Source organism: Pollutimonas bauzanensis, assembly GCF_040393045.1.
Classification (GTDB): Bacteria; Pseudomonadota; Gammaproteobacteria; order Burkholderiales; family Burkholderiaceae_B; genus Pollutimonas; species Pollutimonas bauzanensis_A.
This window is the reverse complement of the sequence record NZ_JBEBUX010000106.1, coordinates 1-14,920: the sequence shown is the minus strand read 5'-3', so window position 1 is coordinate 14,920 and position 14,920 is coordinate 1. Positions and strand designations below refer to the sequence as shown.

Sequence of the window (14,920 nt, the reverse complement as noted above, 5' to 3'; positions counted from 1 at the left end):
GTGTTGGGGCTGATCACACTTAGCCTGACCTTTCTGGCTGCCTACGGCGGCATGGTTTCGCTCGCGCAGATGGCAGTTGCAGGCGTCGCTGGGTACACCGTGGCCGTACTTGGCAGTCATTCCGCCAGTGTGGGTGCCCAGGTTCTGCCATGGCCGGCAACGGTTTTGATCGGCATGCTGGCTGGCATCGCGGCAGGCCTGGTCATTGGGGCGATAGCCGTGCGCAGCCGTGGCATCTACCTGCTTATGAGTACGCTGGCCATCGCCATGATCTTCTATTATCTGGCACAACAAAACACCGCGGTGTTGCACGGATTTGACGGCATACGGGGTGTGACTGCGCCGACCATTCTGGGAGTGTCGCTTCGGGAGCCGCGTGTCTTCTACTACCTTTGCCTGGCCATCGGCCTTGTCTCCTACCTGCTTGTCGTGCACTTGGTACGCACGCCATTTGGGCTGGCGCTGCAAGGTGCTCGCGATGACGAACGGCGCATGCGTTCGCTTGGTTACTGGGTGACGCTGCATCAAGTGGCCGCTTTTGGCGTCGCAGGATTTCTGGCATCGGTGGGCGGCATATTGAACTTGTGGTATCAGGGCGGGATTTCGCCTGGCTCGATCGGCATGACTGCGACTGTAGGCATTCTTATCATGGCGGTAATCGGCGGCCTTAGTCACCCCCGCGGTGCGTTCATTGGCGCACTGGCTTATGTCTTGATTCAAAGTTTTGCTGTCGATCTCGTGGGCGCCAGCCGCTTCAACACGTTAGTCGGATGTGTGTTCCTGATGATCGTCATGCTTTCGCCCGATGGTCTCGCGGGCATGTGGCGCAGGTTATTCAAACGAGACGCATCGGCCAAGGCTTTGCCTTCAAGTACATCGTCATAAAGCAACAAGGAGGAGTGTTATGTCTACAAAAAATCTAGTAAAGCTGGTGGTTTCCCTGGCTATGTCTAGTGCCATGACCGCGCCGGTCAGTGCGCAGGACACCATACGCATAGGGGGGCTGGCAACATTGGACGGGCCTTTCGCTGTTCTTGGCCAGGAAGCGTTTCGCGCTATGGAGCTTGCTTTTGAAGAAGCGGGTCATCAGGTCGCTGGCAAGAAGATCGAATGGGTGCGCGAATCATCTGATGGCCGTCCAGACGTCGCACTGACGAAGGCCCGTAAGCTTATCGAGCAAGATAAGGTCGACATTCTAATTGGCCCGGTGTCCGGCGGCGAGGGCTTGGCGATCAAGGAGTACGCCAAGTCCGCGCCAGGCCGCACGTTCGTCAACGGATTCTCGGCTGCCCAAGAAACCACACTGGTATCGCCTGCTGAAAACTTTTTCCGCTTCAGCACAGATGGCGGCCAGTGGCAGGCCGGCCTGGGTAATTATGTCTACGATGAAAAGGGCTACCGAAAGGTGGCCGTCGTGTCGGGTGACTATTCTTTTGGCTATACCCAGGTGCTGGGTTTTATGACTGAATTCTGCGGCAAGGGTGGCAAGGTGCCCGAAAAGGTTTGGGTGCCCAATGGGACCAAGGACTTCAGTTCAGCAATCGCGCGTATTCCTGAAGATGTCGATGCCGTTTATGTAATGCTCGGGGGCGCCGATGCCGTCAACTTCCTTAGCCAGTACTATCAAGCAGGGTCCGATACGCCATTGATTGCCGGTTCCAATACTGTCGAGCAGACCGTTCTGAATACGAAGGGCCCATTTCAACGTTATCTGGAAGGCATCCCTTCAGCTCATATGGTGGCTGACGGCTTGGAGGACCCGGCATATAACGCATACGTCGCAACCTATCGCAAACGTTTTCCCGACGGCTTGTCTGCGCCTTCCGCCCCTTACTATGGCTATTATGTAGCGACGAAGGCCGTTCTGGCCGCGCTTGACCAAGTCAATGGCGATCTCTCCGATAACCAGGCCAAGTTTAAGGAAGCGTTGGCAAAAGTAAAGTTGGATACAGCCTTTGGCCCTGTGGAGCTCGACGAAAACCGTCAGGCAATCGCGAACATCTACGTCACCGAAGTGGCCCGCAACGCGGATGGCTCGTTGTACAACAAAATGGTACGCAAGACAGAGTCAGTGGACCAGGTGTTAGGGCAGGATCGTGCCCAGTTCGTCGCCCGGGGCGTGCCTAGTCGCGACTATCCTGCCTGCCCATGAAGCCGTTTTTGCTTTCAATGCTGAATGGGATCACGCTGGCGGCGCTGTATTTCATCGTTGCCAGCGGCTTCACCATTATCTTCGGCATGATGCGAGTCGTAAATATGGCGCACGGCTCGCTTTATTTGCTGGGCGCCTACATTGGGTATAGCGTGGCCGACATCAGTGGCAGTTGGCTCCTGGCGTTGGCCGGTGCTGCCCTTGGGAGCGCGGTGGCCGGATTGCTGATGCATCGCCTTTTCCTTGACCGCTACCAAGGTCAGGAGCTGCGTCAGGCACTGATCACTATCGGTTTATCTATCGTCATCGCGGATCTGCTGCTGGCTGGCTATGGTGGATTGACCTACCAGTTGAACATACCCGAGCCATTGTTCGGCGGTGTGCGACTACCCGTCGCCGGCGGGTACCCCATATTCAGACTGGCGCTGATCGGCTTTGCCATTCTTACCTACATTGTGCTGTGGCTGCTTATACAGCGAACGCGCTTCGGCATGATCATCCGGGCGGCGGTCGACGATCGCCATATGCTTGCAGCTACCGGAGTGAATGTGCCGCTAGTGTCGACGTGCGTATTCGCCATGGCTGCAGGACTCGTCGGCATGGCCGGTGTCATTGGCGCATCTGCGCTATCCATTGCACCTGGCGACGATGTCCACTATTTATTGTCGTCGCTGGTCGTGGTTATTGTCGGTGGCATGGGCAACTTAAAGGGTGCGGCAATTGGCGCGCTGCTGATCGGGCTTGCCGAGCAACTGGGACTGGCCTACTTTCCCACTTACTCGGCAATTATCTCTTTTACGATCATGGTCGCGGTGCTGGCGTACCGGCCCTATGGTTTATTCGGGCGGCCGGCATGACGGCGATTCTGGAAGTTCATCGTATCGGCGCAACATTCGGCTCCTTGCGGGCGGTACGCGATGTCACGCTACAGGCGCACGCCGGCGAACGGCTGATCATATTGGGGACCAACGGCGCAGGGAAAAGCACACTGTTCAACTTGATTTCGGGTGACCTTCTTCCCACTTATGGAAGCATAGACTGGCGTGGCCAATCCATTCAGATGCTTTCTGCGCATGAGCGCACTCGGCTGGGCATTTCGCGCAGCTATCAAACGTCACGGGTGTTGCATGGTCTAAGTGTGGCTGACAACATGTATTTGGCCGTGCAAGGGGTGCATGCGGGCCGCTTCAGTTGGCGCGCGCCCGGGGTCGATCATCCTTGGCGAAAAAAAGCGAGCGACACACTCCTGCAGATTGGATTGGAAGATGTGGGCGACGAGCTCGCCAGTAATTTATCCCATGGTGAACAGAGGCAGCTGGAAATCGCGATGGCGCTGGCCAGCGATCCGCATATGCTGTTGCTGGACGAGCCCGCTGCGGGTCTTTCGCCCAATGAGAGGCCTGGGCTTGTCACTTTACTAAAGGGCTTGTCGCGCGACGTTACCATGATCATGATCGAACACGATATGGATGTGGCCCTGCAGGTGGCCGACAGGATACTCGTCATGCATGAAGGTGAAATCGTCTTTGAAGGCACCCCCAAAGAGACGGCCGCCAGTCCGCTGGTCAGATCTCTTTACCTGGGTTTCAGCGGGGGCGTCGATGCGGCTTGAAATTCAAAACCTCGAAGTGCATTACGGTCGCGTACGAATACTGCATGGAGCCAGCCTGGAGCTGGGTCACAAGCCGCTGGCTGTCGTAGGTCGCAACGGCATGGGCAAAACTACGTTCTGCCACGGCATCATGGGCCTCGCCAACGTTACCGCCGGCAGCATCACCCTGGACGGTGTGCCCTTGCAAGGCCTCCCACCACACCGCATTGCAGCGCACGGCATTGCACTTGTGCCTCAAGGGCGACGGCTGTTCCAGTCGCTTACTGTCGATGAACACCTGAAGCTTGCACAACGCAGCAAGGGATCGTGGACTCGCGAACGCGTCTACGATACGTTTCCCCGACTGGCGGAACGGCGACAGAATTTGGGCGCCGAGCTTTCGGGCGGTGAGCAGCAAATGGTGGCGATCGCACGAGCGCTGCTTAGCAACCCGCGCCTGATCATCATGGACGAGCCCACCGAAGGACTGGCCCCTGTCATGGTCGAACAGGTTGTCAAGGTTTTGCAGAATCTCGTCCAGGAAGGAAATGCGTTGCTGCTGGTAGAACAGAATCTGGGCGTTGCACTCGCCGTGGCGGATGAGGTTGCGGTCATGCTGAATGGCGTGTTCGAACGCCGGGTGACGGCCGATGCGCTGCGTCAAGATCCCGATCTCCAGCAGCGCCTGTTGGGTGTGGCCACACAGACTTGAAGGCATACGCCTTGTGGCGTCAATGGAACGATGCTGGTCGGTTGAGCTTTAATAAGAGTGGTTCCATCATTCTCTTGGGTGGATGCGGCATGCGCTCAGGTCGATGCCGAAGGCTCAGGTCCGGTTCTGGGAGAGCGCAGGGGGGGCGATTCCCCTGCGCCACGCACCTGCCGCTGCACCGCCACGAGAAGGTCTTTGGGTGCGGGGGAGTCAAGCTCACCCAAAAGCCAGCTTGCCGAACCAGCCCTCCAATATGCCGGCCAACATGGCTATTTAGGCAAATGGGTCATTCGATTTTGCCCATTTTATTAACGGCCTGGGCAATCGCTTTAGCGTCTTCCTTCCAGTATGCTTCGAACTCGGCTGCGTCTTGGTAATCCAGCGGGCTACCGATACCGAGCATCGTTTGTGCGAAATTAGGGTTGGCCGCTATCCTGCCCAAACTACTGTTCAAGGTGTCAATGACCTCTGATGGTACGTTCGCTGGAACGAAGACTCCTGACCACTGGATGAACCGAGCGTCGTAGCCCGAAGCTCTCAGGCTGGGGACGTCGGGCATCGATGAAAGCGGTTTATCGCCCCACTGGGCTAGAGCACGTAATTTACCCGCCTTGATCTGCTGAAGTGCGCTGGCTGGTCCTGTGGCCAGCGCTTCAACGTGACCACCCAGCAATGAGGCAACAGCAGGGCCGGCTCCGGTAAAAGGTATGTGTGTCAGTTTTACGTCGGCGGCATGCGATAACATTTCCATTGGTACATGCATCGTGCCGTAAATGCCGGAGCTTCCGTACGTGATGCTTTCAGGATTTTTTTTCGCGGCTTCAATAAATTCTTGAACTGTTTTCCAGGGAGCGTCTGCCTGTACGACCAACACGGTAGGATCAGCTGTAATGCGAGCTATGGGTTTGAGCTGATTCAGTTGATAAGCGGGCTTGCGTTCGAGAATTCTGTCGGCCTCGGGCATAATGGAAATAGACGACAGGCTTAACAATATTGTGTAGCCATCGGGCTTGGCGTTAGCCGCATAACCTATGCCAATAGCGCCGCCCGCACCTGCTTTATTTTCGATAATGACGGTTTGGCCTAAGTCTTTGGACAGTGCATCGGCCAATGGACGTGCGACTGTATCGGCCACACCCCCCGGCGGAAATGGCACGATCATCGTAATGGAACGTTCAGGATATTGCGCCATGGCATAGCCGGAAAGACCCAGCGCCGCCGTGGCGCCGAGCATCTTGAGTATTGTTGTGGTGCTTGACCATTCTTTAAGCTTAATACGCATGATTTGTCTCTTTTTCTAAGAATCAGTGGGCGAAGAGCTGAGTTATTTGAACGTGTTTTCCAGCACACCGATGCCGTCAATTTCAATACGAACGACATCGCCGGTTTTAAGATATTGCGCGGGTTTCATACCCATGCCCACGCCAGCAGGTGTGCCGGTGGCAATAATGTCGCCCGGATAAAGCGTGATGCCGCGCGAGCAAGTTTCAATCAGCGTGGGTAAGTCGAAAATCAAATCTGGTGTTACGCCATCCTGACGGAGCTCGCCATTTACCCAGCAACGCACACGGGTCTTGCTACCATCTAACTCGTCGGCGGTCACTATCCACGGACCCATGGGACAAAAGGTGTCAAAAGATTTGCCCAAATCCCACTGCTGGTGTCGAATTTGTACGTCTCGTGCGGTGACATCATTGACAATGGTGTAGCCGAAAACATGATCCATTGCCTCGTCTCGCGAAATATTCTTGCCGCCCTTACCGATAATGATGGCAAGTTCCGCCTCGTAGTCGATTTGCTGTGATACTTCGCCCGGCAACTCGACGGTATCCAAATGAGCAACAACGCACTCTGGCACTTTGGTAAAGACAATTGGCCAGCTTTGCGGGTTCTTGTCATTATCCTTAAACACGGACGTAGCAAGTTCATTTGCATGGGCGTGATAGTTTCGGCCTACACAAAAAATATTCCGGCGTGGGCGTTCGATCGGTGCCAATGTCTTAACCTTGCTTAGGTCGTAGCCACCGGAGTCGATGTTCAGTTTTTCTTTGATATTTTTATATTCATGTACCAATTGGTTCATGTCGCCATCGAACTCGCTGATTAGATCAGATATAGGCCAAAAAAGATTTTTTTCTGTATTTACGACACAAACCTGTGTTTTTCCTTGGTTGTCTAGTGTTGCAAATTTCATTATTACCTCATTAAGTAAATGCAAAAGCATAAATCTACCACACTAAAGGGCTATGATTGGTCTATGTTTGGGCTTTTTTAGGTAGTATCTAACCAATTGGTATAATTGCAAGAAGGCAATATACGGTCAAAAGGAAGAAACATGGAGGAAATACAGGCTTTCCTGGAGGTTCGAACGCAAGGCGCCAGGACGCTTGCCAATTATTTGATGGCTGGAATGGTTAGCGGAAAGCTGCGACAAGGCGTGAAATTGCCACCCGAAAGAGAGCTTGGCGAGCGTTTTGGCGTATCGCGCGGATCGGTGCGACGTGTTTTGGCTCAGTTTCGAGATCAGGGTTTAATTGGTCAGCGCGTGGGCAGCGGCACATTTGTACTGGCCAAGGCTGAAACCTTGTCTCAATCGCAAGAAAGCGCCGTGGCCACACCAACCAGCCCCGCCGAGCTGATGGTGGCTCGGTTGCTTATTGAACCTTTAATGCCCGGCTTGATCGTGCAGAATGCGACTAGCGCTGATTTCAAGCAGATGTTTCACTGCCTGGATCAATCGGAAGCAGCCTTGGATATCGACGATTTCGAGCACTGGGACGAGGAACTGCACAAAGCGTTCGCGTTTGCCACCCATAATTCATTTTTTGTACAGTTGATGGATCTCACTAACAAAGTTCGTGAGCAGGGGGAGTGGGGACGGTTGAAGCGCATTTCATTGACCCCGGAAACCAGGCAGCAATACGAACTGCAGCATCGGGCAATAGTCGAAGCGCTCAAAGACAGGGATGCAAGCCTCGCCAGGAGCATGCTGTTTGGGCACTTGCAACTAATCCAACAGAATTTGTTTGGCGACTGAGCACCCTGGATGGAAGAAAGTGCGAGTTCGCGAGTTATGGTGTTTGTATAGGGAAGTGGGACGGAGTCGAGGGTGGATTGAAATAGATCAGCGGTAGCCATGAGCTCGTCAGCAATCCGAGTACCGATCTTCGGACCCACATAGACGATGAGACAAGCAGGTTCGAACCTCTAAAAAAAGACTGTTAATTAGGGCCGGGTGCTAACGATTGAAGTGCCTAACCTACCTGATTGGCACATAGGATTTCGTCGGTATGGCGGATGGCTAGCTGCGTCAAGTAGTCGCGGTCGAACGTAGGCTCATCGCATGTGCGCCAGTATGCGCACATGCTGATGCTGATTTGTGGTGTAAACGGCAGGTGCACAATTTCGCGATCGCGGAATACGTGAGCGCAAATACCATGTATCAATCCGATGCCGATACCGGCCTCGACCATGGCGCATACAGCCAATGCAGCGGGGCACTCGATAACTGACTGTGGTTCCAAGTCATGATCGGCGAATACCTGGTTGATGAGGTCGTCCGTTCCTTCCACACCAGAAAACGTGATGAGTTGTTCCGCCGCAAGATCAGTAACATGAATCGCTGAACGTTGGGCGAGCGGATGGGCGCGCGGCAGAGCACACTGTAAACGGGCTCTTGCGATTTCCAGTTGGGCTACCCCGGGAATGGGTGGTGCTGATAGTCCGAAGCCGATATCAGCTTTGCAAGACGAAACGAGTGATTGAACATATTCCGAGCTTTTCGTAATAATCGAGAAGCGCAGCTCGGGGTAAGTTTTCATGTAGTCGTGCAAAACCCAGGGGAGCACTGCAGTTGCCCAAGCGGGCGTCGATGAAATCAACAATCGCCCGTGTTTTGTATCGCGCAGCGACCGGCACAGACTATTGATGGTGTCTAATCCGGTAAAGCTACGCTCGATTTCAGAGAAGATTGCGGTGGCGCGTTCAGTGGGGAAAACGCGTCCGTGTTGTCGGGTAAACAGCGCGAAGCCGAGTCGTTCTTCCGCTTCCTTGACGCAGTTGCTGATGGCAGGTTGACTAACGTTAAGCCTGGCGGCTGCGCCGGTGACTGTGCCCGTTAGTATGACTGCGTAGACGACCTCTACATGACGAAGACCAAGACCACGAGTCATTAATCACGGAACCCCTCTCGCTGTATTAGCTGGATGTAAGTTTTTTTCTATTATGCCTGACTAGTGACTCAACGCCAAGGATGGCGACAGTGGACAGTATCAAGAAGGCGCTGACGGCGGCAATGACGGGCTCGGCTTCCATGAGCAGGCTGTTCCATATACGCACCTGTAATGTTTCTGATAGCACGCCGGACAGGAACAAGCCGATGATCAACTCGTCGAATGAAGTTAGAAAACTGAACAAGGCTGCCGAAACAACACCTGGCAGCATCAAGGGGATCACTATACTGCGGAAAGTCATGGCGCGGCTTGCGCCCATGCCGAAAGCTGCAAGCTCCAAATTTTCGTCTACGTTTTGAAGGGCCGAGATCAGGATAAGCACTACGATAGGCAGTGCAATCACAGAGTGACCGATGCTGATCCATAGTTTGGAACCTATGAGACCTAATGGGGCTGAAAGGAAATACAGGGCAATCGCGGTAATGATGTGCGGTACGATCAGCGGCATTAAGACGATAGATAAAAGCAGTTTCTTGCCACGATAACGTCCACGGACGAAGGAGTACGCTCCCAGAAACCCGATGGTGGTAGAGATCAGACAGGTCAGAAAGCCGATGATCAGGCTGGTATATAAGGCATTGCGCCAGCGTAAGTCCCCGAAAAAGCTGTTGAACCAGCGTAGCGAGACTGATTCTGGTGGAAAGCTCAGATAGCTCTGGTCATTGACCGACGCGGTGAGCACGACCAATATGGGCAGCATCAGTACTAGGCACAGCACCGAGGTAATGATACGCAGAGAGAGGTTACATCGCATGGTTTGCTCCATTCTTGTCTATTTGCCAAGCATGCGGTCAAGATTGGTGTAGCGATAATAGATTGCATACAGTACTAAGGTGACTGCGAGTAGCGCCAACGACAGCATGGCCGCTACAGGCCAATTCAGGTTAAGTTCGATTTCGCGTTGAATGAGCATGGCGATCATGACATCTTCAGCTCCGCCCATAAGGGCTGGCGTTATGAAGAACCCAATGGCCAGGATAAAGACAATCAGACATCCTGAAATCAGCCCGGGCATGCTAAGGGGCAGGAACACCTTTAGAAACGTGTAGGTCCCAGATGCCCCCATGCTCTGGGCAGCACGGATCAGGTTGTAATCAATGCCTTTCATGGCGGAGAAAAGCGTGAGCACCAAATAGGGCAGCAGCACATATGACATACCGATAATAACGCCCGTTCGGTTGTACATGAGCTCCAGAGGCTGATCGATGACGCCCGAATTTAGCAACAGCTGGTTCAAGATGCCATTGCGCCCTAATAAGACCATCCATGAATATGTCCGAACAACGACCGACGTAAAGTAGGGAACGATGACGCTGATAATGATCAGGGTAAAGAACAGCTTATTGGAATATGCCAACACATAGGCGATGGGGTACGCCATCAGGAGCACGGTCAGCGTAACAATCAACGCAATGAGATTGGTGTTCCATAGTACATAAGAGATATCGGGCGAGAGCAGGACAGAGTTCAACTGCTCCATCAGGGAAAGATCCGACTCCGATATAGCCTGAAACAGGAACCAGCCGATAGGCAGGAAGAAAACAAAAACGAGCAGCCCCAGCAACGGTGTAAGCAACAGCCAGGGCTGATCCAGCACGTGCCTAGATGTAGCACCTGCTTTGTCCAATGGGCTCGAAGCAGTGAGTTCAGTCATCGATCACCCGGGCGTCGTGTTGGTTCCAGTGAGCATATACCTGCATACCCAGTGCAAAAAGCTTGTCTTCATGGCTGTTTTGCACGTCTACAGTCAGGAGCTCGTGAGCACCTATATCGATGCCATGACGCACGACATTTCCAAGGAATGAGACCCGTTTTACTACGCCCTGTACACTGACTTGAGCGTCATCTACTTTCGCATTGGCAGCGCTTAGATGGATGCGCTCTGGCCGCAGGAATAGCTGCGGTGCGCGGGCTTGAGCCAAGCCGTCGCCATAGGCAGCGGTAACGGCTGGATGTGCGAGTATGCCGCCACGCAGCAAATTGGCTTCTCCCAGGAATTTGGCAGAAAATGCGCTTTTGGGATGCTCATAGACTTCTCGAGGAGCGCCCATTTGGTCTACACGTCCCATTTTCATGATGGCGATGCGATCCGACATGTTCATTGCTTCTTCTTGGTCATGCGTGACATACACGACCGTCATCCCGAGCTGCTTTTGAATCTCCTTTATTTCCACTTGCATGTGATAGCGCAGATTCTTGTCCAGCGCGCCCAAGGGTTCATCCATCAGAACGACTTGCGGCTGAAACACAATGGCCCGGGCCAGCGCGACGCGTTGCTGTTGCCCTCCGGAAAGCTCACGTGGGAGGCGTTTCTGGAATTCGGAAAGACGCACGACTTCAAGGGCCCAGGCAACCTTACTGGCTACTTCTTGTTTGCTTAGTTTCCTGACACGTAATGGGAATGCGACATTGTCGAATACGGAAAGGTGTGGGAAGAGGGCATAGTTCTGAAACACCATGCCCAGCCCTCGCTGCTGAGGCGTCATCGTCGAGATATCCTCGCCGTCAAGCATGACACGTCCGCCATCGACAGCGGCAAAGCCGGCGATCATCATGAGCGTGGACGTCTTACCTGAGCCGCTAGGGCCGAGGAGGGAAAAGAATTCCCCGCTCGCAACGCTGACTGTCACGTTGTCGACCACCTTTTGGCCACCGTAAGTTTTGACCAACCCTTCAAGAATGAGTGCGCCTTTTCCGCTCATCGATTGAGTACCCATTTCGACCATGTGTCGCTGACCTTCTGGCGGTTGTCCGTCCACCATTCCGCATTCAGTACAAAGCCATTCTTGGCGGTCATTTCGCCGCCGGGAACGCGGTCACGCAGATTCTTGGGCATTTTCTCGTACGCCGGTATGGTGACCGGTCCACCGGGGTAGCGCAGACAAAATGCAGTTTGTATTTCATCGCTGAGACAAAAATCAACGAATTTCTTGGCATTCTCAAGATTTGGCGCTTTGTTAAAAATCGAAAATGCCTGGACATGGACGCCGTGTTGATTCCAGTTGATCGCCAGCGGAGCTTTGTTGTCGGCTGCCGCCAGCAGTCGTGTGCTCCAGATGGAGCCCATGACTGCCTCTTTATCAGTCAGCATCTGCGATGATAGTGCGCCCGTGTCCCAAAACTTACGAATCGCAGGCCTTACCCGAGATAGCGAGGCGAATGCACGATCTATGTCCAGCGGATACAGCTTATCGAGCGCCACGCCATCGGCGAGCAAGGCAAACTCGAGGTCGGGATATCCCGCAGCAATGTCAGCCAGCATACGAGGCCCGGGCTTGGCTTTGTAATCCCAGAATTCCGCCCAGTTCTTGGGTTCTGAGCCTGGCTTGATAACACTGGTGTTGTAACCCATGACGATGCCATAAACAAAGTTACCGACCATGTATTCGTGTTTGTAATTGGGGTCGATCGACTCTGGATTCGAGAACTTGAATTCCTTATAAGGAATAGGTGCAAGAGCACCCATCACCTGAAACTGGCGCAGCGTTCCGGTAGTAATGTCAGCCACATCCAATTCCATGTTCCCTGAACGGACCATGGTGTAAAGTTTGCCTGCTGTCATAGCCGCGGGTACGACTTCGATGCCCGTGGCTTTACGAAAAGGCTCGTAAACGATTTCGCGGCGTATATCGTCGTAGATACCCCCTGGAGAGCGCACGACCACACGTCCGGCTGCATTAGCCTTTGGTATCCATAGGTAGGGAGCGACGATGGCTGCTCCAGCGAGTTTTAACGCACTACGACGGCCTAGAGACTGAATTTTTCCACCTTGCTGAGTAATCATGACGACTCCTGATAAGGGTTAGGGGCAGGCTCAAAATCGCGACATACGGTACGGTGCAGGATCAATAGTGGTTTGTGATTGGGCGACCAGTTCAGATATAAGCCGACCGGTGATGGCGCCTCCCGTCAGTCCAGTATGTCCATGGCCACAGGCTACATAGAGACCAGGGTGACGGTTGGATTCGTCAATGATGGGAACGCTGTCGGGCAGCGAAGGCCGGTAGCCCATCCAAAGCTTCGGCGCATCGAATTCAAGGTTGGGCAAAATGTTCTTTGCATGCGCCAGTAAGGCGCGGCCACGTTGCTCATTCGGCGGAGCATCAAGTCCCGCAATTTCAACCGTACCAGCAAAGCGAATCCCCGTCTCCATCGGAGATGCGCTGAAACCGCGTCCTTTATGAAGCAGGGGCATGTTTAGCTTGATGTTGGGCTGGCGGATTTCAATGTGGTAGCCACGTTCTGTTTCAAGTGGAAAAGACAGGCCTAGTGGTTCCAGCAGCCTCCTGGACCAGGCTCCCGCAGCCACCACAACACGATCGAACTCATGATCGTCCATATTCGTAAGCACTCGAAAGCGTCCTTGTTGAGGAAAAATCCTCATGACGCGCTGCTGTACGATATGACCACCCGCGTCGGAGAAAAGATGCGCGATGGTTTGCATCAGTCGAAGCGGGTTTACCGCATTGCCGTTACGCGGGTAAAGCAATGCTCGCTTGATCGAACGGTTTAGTTCTGGCACATAGTCATGTAGTTCGTCGGGCGTCAGGGCTTGTACGACTATTCCCTGCGAGTCACGTAGCTCCCGTGCTACCCGTTCAGAGACCGACTGGTCGACGCTGTCCCAGATGTGGATCTGGCCAGTGGTGCGGATGAGGTCGTTGAAGTGTTCTTGGCCGAGCAACTCGCGGTATTGAATAAGCGCTTGGCCATGCAATGCGTGTAGGGCAGCTGAAGATGTCCGCACCTTATCAATGCGTCCCGCCCTTGTCCAGCGAAGGAGCCACGGGAGTGCAGTCAGGAAATATTTTGGATCGACGAATAGTGGGCCGGTAGGATCCATGAGCCACTTGGGTACTTTTCGCAGCATGCCGGGCATTGCCATAGGCACGGTGCTGTCGACACTGATCATGCCCGCGTTGCCATACGAGGCACCGCTACCTACGGGCATGCCGTCGATCAACGTCACCTGGAAGCCTGCACGTTGAAGAAATGTGGCACTGCTTAGGCCGACCACACCGGCCCCAATTACCGCTATGGACTTCATCCTGCACCTCGAGAAGAATCCGCGACCGCGGATGTTCTTGTTAGGACGCCTCGGCTTTAGACATGCCCGTGGGCGACAATTTCGATCAAGTGACCTTCGCCGAGCAGTTCTTTGACTACAACAGTGGCTCGGTTTGGATACGGTTCTTGGGTGAAGTACTGGCCGTAAACCTCGTTCATGCCCGGCGCATCGCTACTGTCTACGAGATAAATTACTATCTGCGCGACATCGGCCAGGGTTCCATCCGCCGCTTCCATAGACTTTTTCAGTTGCCGCAGGACGCGATGTGTCTGTTCCTGGATATGGCCTTCGCCCGATGGCAGGCTTGTCGTTGGATCTCGCGGGATTTGAACGGAATAAATATGGCCGTCGGCATTGACAGTATTGCTGATCGGTGCTTTGGCGCGCGGCATACCATTATTGACAAGTCGGTGCATAGTTCTCCCCGGTTGTACGTTATTTCTTATTTACCCGATGTGGGCTGGACGTTTCGATTGAGGATAGCAAAGCATTCGTCGGCATACTAATCACATTTGCCTATCAAGCATACGTAACGGTTATGCGGGGTTTACCCGAGGTCGATGGTGAGGCAACGATGCCTGGTGGTAGACACATTATGGAGTTTATCGTCGATGCGTCTGCCTCCAGCGCCGCCACCTGGCAGAAGAGCTTAAGGTGCACAAAGTGCACCTTGCTTCGTGTGTTTATTGATTTAAATCAAGTCGGCCCATAGCATGATTCCATTCGCAAGGAGAAATGTTATGGCCACCGTAATAACGAATGCCGCGCACGCACTAGTTGATGACCAGCCCGAAGAGTTCCGTGTTTCTACGACCGCATATCGTAGTCAGGCAGTCTTTGAGCAAGAACTGGAAGATATCTACTACAAGACCTGGATCTATCTCTGTCATGAGAGTGAACTAGCCAAATCTGGGGACTTCAAGTCCACACAAATTGGTACCCGCCCGGTAATTGTTTCGAAAGGACGGGATGGGAAAATTAGTGCCGTCCTCAATGTCTGTACACATCGCGGCGCAACATTATGCCGCGAAGAGTCGGGCAATACTCGCGCCTTTGTCTGTCCATACCATGGTTGGTCATTTCGTCCATCCGGTGAACTCATCGGTATCCCTGACGATGCCCGCTACCCAGCCTGTTTTGACAAAACAGGCAAGCATTTAAAAAC

Annotated in this window: 16 protein-coding genes; 7 read left to right on the top strand and 9 right to left on the bottom strand. The window is 53.7% G+C overall.

Features of this window, described 5'->3' with window-relative positions; genetic code table 11:
• From ABWO67_RS14955 to ABWO67_RS14935, 5 genes are all read left to right on the top strand, one after another.
• A partial coding sequence (locus ABWO67_RS14955) for a branched-chain amino acid ABC transporter permease (protein WP_353152902.1) occupies positions 1-885 on the top strand: 885 nt, incomplete at its 5' end.
• A 19-nt stretch (positions 886-904) separates the two neighbouring features.
• On the top strand, positions 905-2,152 hold the full coding sequence (locus tag ABWO67_RS14950) for an ABC transporter substrate-binding protein (protein ID WP_353152900.1): 1,248 nt from the start codon (positions 905-907) through the stop codon (positions 2,150-2,152).
• A complete protein-coding gene (locus tag ABWO67_RS14945; RefSeq protein WP_353152898.1) occupies positions 2,149-3,009 on the top strand; it encodes a branched-chain amino acid ABC transporter permease in 861 nt (286 codons plus the stop codon). The genes ABWO67_RS14950 and ABWO67_RS14945 overlap by 4 nt, the downstream gene beginning before the upstream one ends.
• Positions 3,006-3,764 carry an ABC transporter ATP-binding protein gene (locus ABWO67_RS14940; protein WP_353152896.1) on the top strand — a complete coding sequence of 253 codons (759 nt, stop codon included), beginning with the start codon at positions 3,006-3,008 and terminating at the stop codon, positions 3,762-3,764. The genes ABWO67_RS14945 and ABWO67_RS14940 overlap by 4 nt, the downstream gene beginning before the upstream one ends.
• Complete coding sequence (locus ABWO67_RS14935) at positions 3,754-4,455, top strand: ABC transporter ATP-binding protein (protein ID WP_353152894.1); 702 nt, start codon at positions 3,754-3,756, stop codon at positions 4,453-4,455. The genes ABWO67_RS14940 and ABWO67_RS14935 overlap by 11 nt, the downstream gene beginning before the upstream one ends.
• Before the next feature lie 286 nt (positions 4,456-4,741).
• Here the strand turns inward: ABWO67_RS14935 and ABWO67_RS14930 are convergent, their stop codons facing one another.
• On the bottom strand, positions 4,742-5,737 hold the full coding sequence (locus ABWO67_RS14930) for a tripartite tricarboxylate transporter substrate binding protein (RefSeq protein WP_353152892.1): 996 nt from the start codon (positions 5,735-5,737) through the stop codon (positions 4,742-4,744).
• A 42-nt stretch (positions 5,738-5,779) separates the two neighbouring features.
• On the bottom strand, positions 5,780-6,649 hold the full coding sequence (locus tag ABWO67_RS14925; protein WP_353152890.1) for a fumarylacetoacetate hydrolase family protein: 870 nt from the start codon (positions 6,647-6,649) through the stop codon (positions 5,780-5,782).
• A 141-nt stretch (positions 6,650-6,790) separates the two neighbouring features.
• Here ABWO67_RS14925 and ABWO67_RS14920 point away from each other — a divergent pair, with 141 nt between their 5' ends.
• A complete protein-coding gene (locus ABWO67_RS14920) occupies positions 6,791-7,492 on the top strand; it encodes a FadR/GntR family transcriptional regulator (RefSeq protein WP_353152888.1) in 702 nt (233 codons plus the stop codon).
• 217 nt (positions 7,493-7,709) lie between these two features.
• Here the strand turns inward: ABWO67_RS14920 and ABWO67_RS14915 are convergent, their stop codons facing one another.
• The 7 genes from ABWO67_RS14915 to ABWO67_RS14885 are packed head-to-tail and all read right to left on the bottom strand — an operon-like array spanning position 7,710 to position 14,171.
• Positions 7,710-8,627: a LysR substrate-binding domain-containing protein gene (locus ABWO67_RS14915; RefSeq protein ID WP_353152886.1), complete on the bottom strand. Its 918-nt coding sequence runs from the start codon at positions 8,625-8,627 to the stop codon at positions 7,710-7,712.
• Positions 8,628-8,652: 25 nt separating this feature from the next.
• The gene (locus ABWO67_RS14910) at positions 8,653-9,441 is read right to left on the bottom strand and encodes an ABC transporter permease (protein ID WP_353152884.1); all 789 of its coding nucleotides are present in this window, start codon (positions 9,439-9,441) and stop codon (positions 8,653-8,655) included.
• An 18-nt stretch (positions 9,442-9,459) separates the two neighbouring features.
• Positions 9,460-10,341, bottom strand: a complete 882-nt coding sequence (locus ABWO67_RS14905; protein WP_353152882.1) for an ABC transporter permease — start codon at positions 10,339-10,341, stop codon at positions 9,460-9,462.
• Positions 10,334-11,449 carry an ABC transporter ATP-binding protein gene (locus ABWO67_RS14900; RefSeq protein WP_353152880.1) on the bottom strand — a complete coding sequence of 372 codons (1,116 nt, stop codon included), beginning with the start codon at positions 11,447-11,449 and terminating at the stop codon, positions 10,334-10,336. Before ABWO67_RS14900 ends, ABWO67_RS14905 begins: the two co-directional genes overlap by 8 nt.
• The gene (locus tag ABWO67_RS14895) at positions 11,386-12,471 is read right to left on the bottom strand and encodes an ABC transporter substrate-binding protein (RefSeq protein WP_353152878.1); all 1,086 of its coding nucleotides are present in this window, start codon (positions 12,469-12,471) and stop codon (positions 11,386-11,388) included. Before ABWO67_RS14895 ends, ABWO67_RS14900 begins: the two co-directional genes overlap by 64 nt.
• Positions 12,472-12,501: 30 nt before the next feature.
• Positions 12,502-13,734: an NAD(P)/FAD-dependent oxidoreductase gene (locus ABWO67_RS14890; RefSeq protein ID WP_353152876.1), complete on the bottom strand. Its 1,233-nt coding sequence runs from the start codon at positions 13,732-13,734 to the stop codon at positions 12,502-12,504.
• 56 nt (positions 13,735-13,790) lie between these two features.
• On the bottom strand, positions 13,791-14,171 hold the full coding sequence (locus tag ABWO67_RS14885) for a RidA family protein (RefSeq protein WP_353152874.1): 381 nt from the start codon (positions 14,169-14,171) through the stop codon (positions 13,791-13,793).
• 324 nt (positions 14,172-14,495) lie between these two features.
• Here ABWO67_RS14885 and ABWO67_RS14880 point away from each other — a divergent pair.
• Positions 14,496-14,920, top strand: a 425-nt coding sequence (locus ABWO67_RS14880; protein ID WP_353152872.1) for an aromatic ring-hydroxylating oxygenase subunit alpha, incomplete at its 3' end; no start/stop codon positions are given.

What these genes read in the sequence shown, in the direction of transcription:
- ABWO67_RS14950 (WP_353152900.1), top strand. Translation starts at nt 905, where the DNA reads ATGTCTACAAAAAATCTAGTAAAGCTGGTGGTTTCCCTGGCTATGTCT.
- ABWO67_RS14945 (WP_353152898.1), top strand. Translation starts at nt 2,149, where the DNA reads ATGAAGCCGTTTTTGCTTTCAATGCTGAATGGGATCACGCTGGCGGCG.
- ABWO67_RS14940 (WP_353152896.1), top strand. Translation starts at nt 3,006, where the DNA reads ATGACGGCGATTCTGGAAGTTCATCGTATCGGCGCAACATTCGGCTCC.
- ABWO67_RS14935 (WP_353152894.1), top strand. Translation starts at nt 3,754, where the DNA reads ATGCGGCTTGAAATTCAAAACCTCGAAGTGCATTACGGTCGCGTACGA.
- ABWO67_RS14930 (WP_353152892.1), bottom strand. Translation starts at nt 5,737, where the DNA reads ATGCGTATTAAGCTTAAAGAATGGTCAAGCACCACAACAATACTCAAG.
- ABWO67_RS14925 (WP_353152890.1), bottom strand. Translation starts at nt 6,649, where the DNA reads ATGAAATTTGCAACACTAGACAACCAAGGAAAAACACAGGTTTGTGTC.
- ABWO67_RS14920 (WP_353152888.1), top strand. Translation starts at nt 6,791, where the DNA reads ATGGAGGAAATACAGGCTTTCCTGGAGGTTCGAACGCAAGGCGCCAGG.
- ABWO67_RS14915 (WP_353152886.1), bottom strand. Translation starts at nt 8,627, where the DNA reads ATGACTCGTGGTCTTGGTCTTCGTCATGTAGAGGTCGTCTACGCAGTC.
- ABWO67_RS14910 (WP_353152884.1), bottom strand. Translation starts at nt 9,441, where the DNA reads ATGCGATGTAACCTCTCTCTGCGTATCATTACCTCGGTGCTGTGCCTA.
- ABWO67_RS14905 (WP_353152882.1), bottom strand. Translation starts at nt 10,341, where the DNA reads ATGACTGAACTCACTGCTTCGAGCCCATTGGACAAAGCAGGTGCTACA.
- ABWO67_RS14900 (WP_353152880.1), bottom strand. Translation starts at nt 11,449, where the DNA reads ATGGTGGACGGACAACCGCCAGAAGGTCAGCGACACATGGTCGAAATG.
- ABWO67_RS14895 (WP_353152878.1), bottom strand. Translation starts at nt 12,471, where the DNA reads ATGATTACTCAGCAAGGTGGAAAAATTCAGTCTCTAGGCCGTCGTAGT.
- ABWO67_RS14890 (WP_353152876.1), bottom strand. Translation starts at nt 13,734, where the DNA reads ATGAAGTCCATAGCGGTAATTGGGGCCGGTGTGGTCGGCCTAAGCAGT.
- ABWO67_RS14885 (WP_353152874.1), bottom strand. Translation starts at nt 14,171, where the DNA reads ATGCACCGACTTGTCAATAATGGTATGCCGCGCGCCAAAGCACCGATC.